This is a genomic window from Actinomycetota bacterium (assembly GCA_036280995.1).
Taxonomy (GTDB): domain Bacteria; phylum Actinomycetota; class CALGFH01; order CALGFH01; family CALGFH01; genus CALGFH01.
On the sequence record DASUPQ010000653.1, the window covers coordinates 1 to 9453 of the forward strand.

The following is a 9453-nucleotide window of genomic DNA, read 5'->3' on the forward strand; positions in this document are numbered from 1 at the left end:
CTGCTGGAGCTGCTGGGCGATCGCGGCTGCCCAGTCGTCGATCGCCTGCCAGTCGCGGTAGTCGCCCTCGCTGGCATGGGCCATGCGCACCGACGCCTTCTCGGCAAAGCCCAGCTTGCTCAGGTCCAGCTTCCCGGCAAACAACTTGAGCTCGCGCGCCTGGGTCATCTCGACCAGCCGCTCAACCAGCCCGGCCCCCATGGCGTTGGGGTCGTCGCCGACCGGGGGATCGCCCATGATGGAGCCGCTGGCGAACAGCCCAGGTCGGGCGCTGGGCGAGCTCGGCTGCGTGAACTTCGACGAAGCGGCGCGCCTCCTTGAGCCACTTGCCCAGGTAGATGCCGCTGCCGAGCACGATCGCCTCGTAGCCGGCCAGCCCGCTGACATCCCGCAGCTTCTTGACGTCAACCTCGACGCCATGTTCAGCGAGAACCGCACCGATCCGCTCGGCGATCTCCTCGGTTGCGCCATGCTTGCTTGCTGCTGCAACCAGAATGGTCATTTCGCTTCCCCCTTGGATGGCCTGCTACGCCGCCGAACGGCCCTCGCCGTGCTACCCACCGCAAGCGCACCAAGCGCGCCGGTGGCCCACCGTCGCGGGTTCGTGGTGGCCGGTTGCTTGTGGAGCGACAGTGGCATCAGATCGAGGTGGGCTGCCGTGGTCCCGGTTCCCGGTTCGCCGCTGAACACCACGCGGGAGGTGGTCAGTCCGAGGTCGATCCGGAACACGTAGGGGTCGTGCTCGTCGTCGGGGTGCAGCACCAGGCCCCGGTACATCGCGGGCGCCGGGGTCAGGCCCCGGAACATGAGCCGCCCACGGCTGGTGAAGACCTCGGCGCCGGCGCCCAGTGCGCCCCTGACACGGGCATCGGTGAGGCGGCCGGGAAGGTAGTACCAGCCGCAGAGGTCGCCCCAGACCTCGGGGTGGTGCGGAACGTCGGTGCGGATGGCCTCGTCCGGGACACCGAGCAGGTGGTTGAGCAGCCCGGCGGTTTCGGCGGCAAGCCACAACACTGCCTGGCGGGCACCGTTGGTGAAGGCCAGGACACCGACGCCGTCGCCGGGAGCGATGCGGATCTGGGAGTTGAAGCCGGGCACGATCCCCTGGTGCTCGACGACCGGATGCCCGCCGGCGTTACCGCGGAAGAACGCCAGACCCATGCCGGGTATGCGGGGGTCGGGCTGGTAGTGGGGCTCGAACATAGCGGCCAGGGTCGCGGGTTGGAGCACGGAACCGTGCCGGTTGGTGCCCCCGCCCAGCAGCGCCGCGACGTAGCGGGCCACGTCGTTGGGGGTGGAGCAGGCGGCGGCAGCGCCCACCGTCACCACCTCATAGTCGGCGACCGCTCGTGGGCCCCCGGAGCCCAGGTTGTAGCCGGTGGCCAGGCGCGCCGACGCCAGTTCGGATCGGACCAGGCTAGTGTCGGCCATGCCGAGGGGCTCGAAGATGTGCTCACGGAGGTAGCGGTCCAGGCGCTGGCCGCTCACCTCCTCGACGAGCTGGCCGAGGGTGGCGAAGCCGTGGTCGGTGTACCGGAACCGGGTGCCCGGCTCGGCCTGGATGCGCAGACCCCGCCGGTAGTAGTCGGCCAGCGACGGCACTGGGCCTCCGGCTCTTACGGTCTCGCCGAATAGCGGCCTGAGCAGGCCGGCGGGGTGCAGGACCTCACCGATTCCGGCGGTGTGGGTCAGCAGCTGACGCACGGTCGCCGGCCGGTAACTGGCCTTGGCGGGGAGCAGCCGGTAGGCGCGCAGGTAGTCGTTGGCGGGCGCGTCCAGGTCGATGCGGCCCTGCTCCCACAGCTGCAGCACGGCGATCGCGGTGAAGGTCTTGGTGATGGAGCCGACCCGGAAGATCGTGTCCTCGGTGATCGGTGTGTTCGAGGCGATGTCGGCGAGCCCGTGCCCGGAGAAGGACTCCAGGGACCCGTCGCGGACCACCCCCACCGCCAGGCCGACGGCGGGCCGACGGTTCGCGATCTCGCGGACCCTGGTGTGCAGCTGAAGCTCATCGATCCCAGGGGACCCGTGATCCGCAGGCCCGATCTTGGGCTCCGTGAGTGACCAGACCATAGTGTCTCCCTTTCTGCCACTCGGGCAGCTCCCTCCAGGCTCCGGTGCCGCTCCCGCTATCGGATCACCGAAGCAAGCGCCTCCCTCAACGCGATGTCGCGTGCATCCACGATCACGCTCGCGCCTATCCGATTCATGACGTACGCATACGCGATCCCCCGCTCCGGATCGGCGAGCCCGAAGGACCCGCCCGATCCCGGCGATCCGAACGCTCCCGGCCGGCCGAACGGCATCTGCCACGAGGGCTTCAAGAACCCGAGCGAAAACTGGGCCTCGCCCTTCACGCTCTCGTCGTAGAAACCGTGGGCGGCGGGAACCGCCGGCGCGAGCAGCGCCTGAAGCGTCTCGGGCCGCAGTCCAAGCTCACGACCTCCGGTGGCGAAGGCGTTGTAGGTGCGCGCGATGCCGCGCGCGCTGCCGACCCCGCCGCCAGAGGGCACCTCCAGGTTCCGGGCCACGATGCGCTCCTCGTCGATCGCCACCCCGCCTCCCGGGTTGCGCTTGATCAGCCCGCGGAAGATGGGGGATCGCGGATTCATCGAGGCGAGCGCGAGGCGGAACGGCATCCCGAACATCATCGCGATCGGGTTCGCGAGCTGGAGGGTCGCCAGTCTGGAGTTGGGGAGCTCCTCGGGGACACGGATGTAGACGTCCGCAGCCAGCGGCCCGGCGATCTCGTCCTGGAAGAACCGCCCGAGTGTCCGGTGCTGTGGATCGACCCTGCGCATCAACTCCCCCTCGTAGAAGCCGAGCGTGATCGCGTGGTACGCCTGGCGCGTGCCGGGTTCCCACTCCGGCGTTTGCCGGGCCAGGACCATCGCCAGCCGGTCCAGATCAGCGATCACGCTCCGATCGACGCGCTCGTTGAAGGCGAACAGCCCGGCTTGGTGGGCCAGGAGCTGTCGGACGGTCACGTTCTGCTTGCCGTTCTGGGCGAACTCCGGCCAGTAGGTACAGACGCGCTCGTCGTAGTCGAGCAGTCCTCGGGAATGGAGCAGCGCCATGGTCATGGCCGCGAAGCCCTTCGTGGCCGAGAACACGAGCACCATCGTGTCCTCCTCCCACGGCTCGCCGGTCGCCTTGTTGCGGATCCCGCCCCACAGATCGACCACCTTCTCGCCGTGGTGGTACACACAGCAGGCAGCTCCCAGCTCCTTCCGGCGGGCAAAGTTCTCGGCGAACGCCTCCCGCACGGGCTCGAAGCCCTTGCTCACATGACCGTGGATCTCGTCGGACCGCAGCGTCGACGCCCGATCCGTCCTGGTCGACATCGCTCGCCTCCTCCGGATGCGAGCCAGCGGAAACGCACCCTCACCTGCAGGTTGAACCAACACGGCAGGCGCGCTAAGGGCCGTTCGGCCCGGGATTCTCGGGCCACGGCGATGCCGGGCCCTCACCTGGCGGCCGAGATGCGGCGACGTCACGCTTGCCCGACCAGCCTCGGTGTCCAGCGGCCACCTCACCCCGTTGCCCCAGGACCTCGGTACAGGAGCCGTCGACATCGTCATCCGGCCGCTGGCCAGTCGATCGTCGTCTTCCAGGTCATGGACGACATCGGCAAGCAGCTCGGCGTCGCCTTCTCAGGCGGCCACCGACGAACTCGAATGTGGGAATGGCGGCGAAGCCACCATTTGGTTTCTGAGATCGCGCGAATGCGCGCCCGGGCAGCGGGTCTCCGAAGCGTTCGGGACCGAGCCTGGCAGTGACGACGGCCAGCGGCACCGCCGTCAATACCGTCATCAGCGCGAGGATGACCGCGCCCCGCCTGGTCAGCACCAGGCTGGGGGCGATGTCTTGGCCAATGGCCAGCACGCGGTATGGCCCGGCGGTCGTGGCCTGGAACGTCGCCACCGCCCGGCCGGCTCGGCCGGGCTCCAGCTCGTAGCGGGCCACCTCGGCCGCGCTCTCGGGGAAGATGACCAGGGTGCCGGGTCGGTCACCGACACGGTGGTATCCGCTTCTCAGCGGATCTGTCGCGGAGCCCGGCCGGGGCAAGACCCTTACGGCTCGCCAGCGTCTGGGAGGGCTGCCTCCTCGTAGGCGGCTGTCGGGGCATGACAGCCCCCCTGGTGATGGCGGGAACGGATCGGGCGAGTGGCCGGGCCAGCCGGCCTGGCGCTGGCAAAGCGCGACCGGCGGCGGCGGCGGCCGATCCGGCGTCTATGGACAGCCCGGGACTGCTGCGTCCTCCGCCACGTGAGGTCTGGGGCGAGACCGTCAAGCGCGGCTGCTCCATATTCGACAGCCAGCTGCTCGTGGCGGTCGGCCAGCTCACCTGCACGCGGCCCGGTGACCGGCATGCCGGTGGCGGGCCGTTCAGCCCTACCACCGTCCCCTGCTCCGGCGCATGCTCAGCCTGAGGGGTTCCGCGAGCCGAGCGCCGAGCCGAGCAAGGAGCACGCGATGCGGATCGTGTTGCTGGTGGTCGCGTTGCTCCTCGCCCTGCTGCTGGCCCTGGCCTCCAGGACACGACGACCGCCCAGCCGGTCGGCTGGGGCCGACCCGCTGGCGGCGCAGCTGCAGCGGTGGACAACCGACCGGCTGCTCAGCCAGGAGCAGGCCAGCGCCATCCTGGCCGCCGAGCGGGCCCGGCTTCCACGACCGGCACCGCCGGCGCTGCCGCCGCGGCCCGGATCGGTCCTGGTGGAGCTGCTGGGCTACCTGGGCGGCACCTTGGCGGTCATCGGTGCCGGGCTGCTGGCCGCCCGGTTCTGGCCGGACCTGGCCACCTGGACCCGGCTGTCGCTGGTCGGACTGGTCGCGGCGGCCCTGTGGGGAGCCGGCGCCCTGGTCCCCGAGCAGGCCGCCGCGGCGCTGTGGCGGCTCCGGGGGGTGCTGTGGCTGGGATCCTCGGCCGCGGTCGCCTTCCTCGCCGCCCTCTTCGGCACCCAGGTGCTGGAGCTGGACAGCGAGGCCATAGCCCTGGGGGCCGGGCTGGCGGCCGCCACCCATGCCGGGGCGTTGTGGTGGCGGCGGCCCCGCCCGCTGCAGCAGCTGGCCTGCCTGGCCGGGCTGGCGGTGGCGGCTGGGGCCGGGGTGGCCCTGGCCGGCGGGAACGAGGCCGCGGTCGGGCTGGGCATCTGGACGGTGGGGGTCCTGTGGGTGCTGGCCGGCTGGCGGGGGCTGCTCCCCCCCAGCGTGGTCGCGCTGGTCGCCGGGGCCATCGTGGTGCTGCAGGGGGCGCAGGCCACCGCGGTGGGCTGGGAGGGCGCCGGCCTGGTCTTCGGGCTGGCCAGCGCGGCTGGGTTGCTGGTGGCGGGGACGACCGGTCGCCGCTTGGCGTTGGCGGCGGTCGGGATCATGGGCGTGGTCCTGTTCCTGCCCGCCACGGTCATCTACTTCTTCGCCGGCACCGTCGGGGTCCCGCTGCTGCTCCTGCTGGCCGGTGTGGTGCTGCTGGCCGTCACCCTGGTGCTGCTGCGCTGGCGGCAACCCTGGGTCCGGGCAACGCCACGCACGCCTGCTGGCGAGCGGCCCGAGCAGCGGTCCAGCCCGTCGGACGCCCCGACCGGGCCACCGGCGGCCTGACTCGCTGCTCCATCCTCACACCGCTCGCCTTGTGCGACGCGTCAGCAGATGCACCAGTCATGGTTGGCCGGCGGCCGCCCGCTGGTCGTTGACCCAGGCGCCGAGCAGGCCGCGGTAGTGGGCGACGAACTGCTCGTGCTCATGGGGCGGGAAGGCGCGCTGGATGGTGGCGACCAGGTGGGCGTCGAACTGCTCGCTGGAGATGTACTCGGCCATGCACTCCTCGGCGTGGGCCAGGTGGGTGGCGCAGAACTCGGTGAAGCGGTCGGCGTCGTAGTAGTCGTCGACCAGCCCCCGGTAGGCGGCCAGCTTCTCCTCCCAGCCCAGGGACGGGTCGTCGGCGACCGCGTACCAGCGGCCGATCTCGGTGTCCAGGCGCATCGCCCGCCCGGTGACCGCGCAGTACAGCGACCACTTGGCCAGGGCCGTGACGGCCCACGGGAAGTAGTAGTGCAGCGAGATGATGGCCATGTCCGGGGTGGCGTTGGCGAAGTCGATCGGGTAGCACGCTCCGTCGCGGACGATCACCTCGAAGCTGTTGAACTCCCAGCGGAAGAACGCTCCGATGCTGGACCCGAAGGTGACGATCTCGTTGCCCGCCTCGGGGGTCAGGAAGTCGTGGTCGACCTGGTAGCGGAGGTGCAGGGGCTTGGTCGGGTCGTAGTGGGTGACCATCGTCTGGGGGCCGATGGCCAGGCCCCGGGTGAAGACGTCGTAGCCCTCGACCCCGGCCTGGACGTGCATCAGCTCGCGGCCCGAGGCGTCGTAGGCGGCCTGGAGCTCATAGGGGTCGGCGATGCGGTAGACGTTGACCCAGCCGCCGCCGTGGAACGGCTTCATGTACATCGGGTAGCCGACCTGCTCCCCCACCGCCGGCAGGTCGAAGGCCCGGTTGTAGCGCGACGCGGTCGGGGCGAAGCGCTCGTTGTCGGGCGGCACCTTGTGCGGCAGCAGCCAGGTCGCGGGGACGTCGAACCCGAGCCGGATGGCCGCGCAGTAGCCGGCGTGCTTCTCCATCGCCTGGAAGGTGAAGGGGTTGTTGAGCAGGTAGGCCCGGTCCATCAGGGCGATCTTCTTGAGCCACTCCCGGGGGTGGTCGTACCAGTAGGCGAGGCGGTCGATGACCAGGGCGTGGCGGACCGGCTGGCGCAGGTCGAAGGGCTCGATGGTGACCCGTTCGGTGGCCACCTCGTGGGTCTCGCCGTCGAGCTCGATGCGGGGGCCGAGCCAGGCCAGGTACTGCTCGAACGCGGTCGGCCAGTCGTCCTCGGTCCCGAGCAGCAGGCCGATCAGGTGGGTCGTGGTCATGGCGCGCGCCCTTCCCCTAGACGAACCGCGGCAGGTGGTGGGCGAGCTGGGCCCGCCAGGACGGCCAGTCGTGGGGCACGTCGTGGCCCCACAGGTCGGTCTCGTGACGGATGCCCTTCTCGTCGAGGAGGCGGTCGAAGGCCTTGGTCGACTCGAGCGCCCCGGTGGTGTCCTCCCACTGGCCCTGGCCGCAGATGAGCAGCAGCGACAGCCGGCCCCGGAGCCAGTCGAGGTGGTCGCCACCGAGGTTGGCCACGTAGTCCATGGGGTTGTTGAAGTAGATGGCGTCGCCGCGCTCCCCCCAGCCCATCTGGCCGGCGTCGTAGACGCCGCTCTGGCAGATGGCCAGAGGGAACAGGTCGGCCCGGCGGAAGGCGAAGTTGGCCGCGTGGAAGGCGCCGAAGCTGGCCCCGGTGACCATGACGTCGAGCGGGCCGCCGCAGTCGTCGTAGATGAACGGGACGACCTGGTTGAGGATCCAGTCCTCGAACCTGCCGTGCTGGGTCGCCCGGGCCTCCAGGGGCAGGTTGGGGTCGCACCAGCTGGCCGCGTCGTAGCTGTCGACCGAGTAGACCTTGACCCGGCCGGCCTCGATCAGGCCGGCGATGACGTCGATCATGCCGCGGTCCTCGTAGTCGGAGCAGCGGCCCTGCTCGGACTGGAAGACCAGCAGGGGCCGCCCGTGGTGGCCGTAGGCGAGCAGCCCGCCCTCGGCCCCGATCGCGGGCGACCACAGCCCGACGTAGTCCCTTCTCACACCCACAGCTCCTGGAGCAGCCCGATCAGCCAGGGATCAAAGGTATCGCGCCAGGACACCCAGTTGTGCGCGTCCCGGTGCTCGGCCAGGGCGACCTGCCAGCCGCGGGCGGCCAGGGCGTCGCGGACGACCCGGTTGCCGTGGAGGTTCTCCTCGACCGTCCCGCAGGTCAGGGTGGTCGAGGCCGGCTCGGCCGACCCGCCGCCGCCGGCGGCCAGGTCGTCGACGAAGCGGGTGATCCGCCGGAACCGGGGGAAGTCGCGCTCGTGGGCGTCAGCCGCGGGCCGGAAGAAGCTGCCCGACTGGAGGAACAGGCCGCCGAAGCTGGCCGGGGCGGTCCGGGCAGCGGCCAGGGTGGCCAGGGCGCCGAGGCTGGCCCCCATGCCGACCAGGTGACGGCGGCCGGGCGGGGTCGGGGCCAGGGCCTGGAGGGCGGGCAGGACCTCGCTGACCAGGGCCCGGGACCAGGCCGGGGAGGCCGAGTAGTGCTCGCCGCGGTCGACGGGGGCGAGCAGGGCGGCCCGCATCGGCGGCAGGCGGCCGTCGCCGGTGGCGACGGTGAGGAAGTGGAGCAGGGCGGCGTAGCGGGCGAACTCGGGGCCGTCGTGGACGACCAGCATGGGGAGGGGGTCGCCGGGCCGGCGGCGGCGGCCGCCGGGGCTGCGCCACAGCTCGACCGGGACGCGGGCCCCGAGGACCCGGCTGGGCACGGCCAGGCCGGTGCTGGACGGGGCGGGGCGGGGGGCGGCGGCCAGCCAGGCCGGCGGCCGGTAGCCGGGGAACTCGATCACCGACTTCTCCCCGAAGGGGCCGTCGGCCCGGAGCGGGTTGGCCGGGTCGGGCAGCAGCACCGGGCCGGCGCCCGGGTAGCGCAGGGCGAGCTGGTACTCCATCCGGTCGACGGCCGGCCGGGGGAAGTCCAGCTCCCAGGTGGGCGCGCCCCCGGGCCCGGCGGCCCGGGTGAAGGCGGGCCCGTCCCGGGGCCGCTGCACCTCCTGGTAGAGGCGCACCTCCTGGAGGGCGGCGCCGGGGTCGGGCACGCGGAAGGTCACCCGGGCCGCCCCGACCACCGGGCCGGCGGCGGCGCCGGCCGTCCCGCTGGCCGGATCCATCGCCGGAGCATATCGCCGGGCCGCCGACAGCCCTCGACCTGGGCGGTTGACAGCCCTCGGAGCGGCTTCGCTACGGTGGTTCGGAACTTCCGCTCTCCCGTCCCCCCGAGAAAATGGTGATCGTCTGCTCGACTACGCCGTCGACCCCGCCAAGGCACTGCTGATCCTGGCCGCCGCCTGGGTGGCCAACCGGCTGGTGCGCCGGGCCATCCGGCGCCTGGTCGCCTCCATGAGCGAGGACCGCGGGCTGGCCGCCCTGCGCGCCCCCACCGCCCTGGCCCGGACCGGGGAGATCCCGAGCCTGCGCCGGGTGCAGCGGGCCGAGACCGTCGGCGCCCTGCTCAAGAGCGTGGCCTCCTTCGGGATCTGGACCCTGGCCGCGCTGATGGCCCTCGGCACCCTGGGGCTCAACCTGGGCCCGCTGATCGCCGGGGCCGGGATCGTCGGCGTGGCCGTCGGCTTCGGCTCCCAGAACCTGGTCCGGGACTTCATCTCCGGCATCTTCATGCTCATGGAGGACCAGTACGGGGTCGGCGACGTGGTCGACGCCGGCCCGGCCACCGGCACCGTCGAGGGCGTGGGGCTGCGCACCACCCGCCTGCGGGACGTCAACGGCACCCTCTGGCACATCCCCAACGGCGAGATCCGCCGGGTCGGCAACCGCTCCCAGGGCTG

The 9453-nt window shown here is 71.8% G+C and carries 10 protein-coding genes; 2 read left to right on the top strand and 8 right to left on the bottom strand.

All coding sequences use genetic code 11. From position 1 onward, the window contains the following. From VF468_22325 to VF468_22345, 5 genes are all read right to left on the bottom strand, one after another. Positions 1-201, bottom strand: a 201-nt coding sequence (locus VF468_22325) for a flavodoxin (GenBank protein ID HEX5881028.1), incomplete at its 3' end; no start/stop codon positions are given. Then, a complete protein-coding gene (locus VF468_22330; protein HEX5881029.1) occupies positions 182-502 on the bottom strand; it encodes a flavodoxin domain-containing protein in 321 nt (106 codons plus the stop codon). The genes VF468_22330 and VF468_22325, both read right to left, overlap by 20 nt. After that, positions 499-2073, bottom strand: a complete 1575-nt coding sequence (locus VF468_22335) for a serine hydrolase domain-containing protein (protein ID HEX5881030.1) — start codon at positions 2071-2073, stop codon at positions 499-501. Before VF468_22335 ends, VF468_22330 begins: the two co-directional genes overlap by 4 nt. Before the next feature lie 56 nt (positions 2074-2129). Beyond that, positions 2130-3344 (bottom strand): serine hydrolase domain-containing protein, encoded by a 1215-nt coding sequence (locus tag VF468_22340; protein HEX5881031.1) that lies wholly within the window; start codon positions 3342-3344, stop codon positions 2130-2132. Positions 3345-3615: 271 nt separating this feature from the next. After that, positions 3616-3966 carry a hypothetical protein gene (locus VF468_22345; protein HEX5881032.1) on the bottom strand — a complete coding sequence of 117 codons (351 nt, stop codon included), beginning with the start codon at positions 3964-3966 and terminating at the stop codon, positions 3616-3618. 510 nt (positions 3967-4476) lie between these two features. Between VF468_22345 and VF468_22350 the strand changes: the two genes are divergently transcribed. Then, complete coding sequence (locus tag VF468_22350; GenBank protein ID HEX5881033.1) at positions 4477-5601, top strand: DUF2157 domain-containing protein; 1125 nt, start codon at positions 4477-4479, stop codon at positions 5599-5601. 57 nt (positions 5602-5658) lie between these two features. Here VF468_22350 and VF468_22355 read toward each other — a convergent pair whose 3' ends face one another. Genes VF468_22355 through VF468_22365 form a run of 3 tightly spaced genes read right to left on the bottom strand, consistent with a single transcriptional unit; the run spans position 5659 to position 8778 of the window. Further along, complete coding sequence (locus VF468_22355; protein ID HEX5881034.1) at positions 5659-6909, bottom strand: hypothetical protein; 1251 nt, start codon at positions 6907-6909, stop codon at positions 5659-5661. A gap of 16 nt (positions 6910-6925) precedes the next feature. Next, entirely contained in the window at positions 6926-7666 is a 741-nt protein-coding gene (locus VF468_22360) for an alpha/beta hydrolase-fold protein (GenBank protein ID HEX5881035.1), read from the bottom strand. Then, the gene (locus VF468_22365; GenBank protein ID HEX5881036.1) at positions 7663-8778 is read right to left on the bottom strand and encodes an alpha/beta hydrolase-fold protein; all 1116 of its coding nucleotides are present in this window, start codon (positions 8776-8778) and stop codon (positions 7663-7665) included. The genes VF468_22360 and VF468_22365 overlap by 4 nt, the downstream gene beginning before the upstream one ends. A 181-nt stretch (positions 8779-8959) precedes the next feature. Here VF468_22365 and VF468_22370 point away from each other — a divergent pair. Next, positions 8960-9453, top strand: a 494-nt coding sequence (locus VF468_22370) for a mechanosensitive ion channel domain-containing protein (protein HEX5881037.1), incomplete at its 3' end; no start/stop codon positions are given.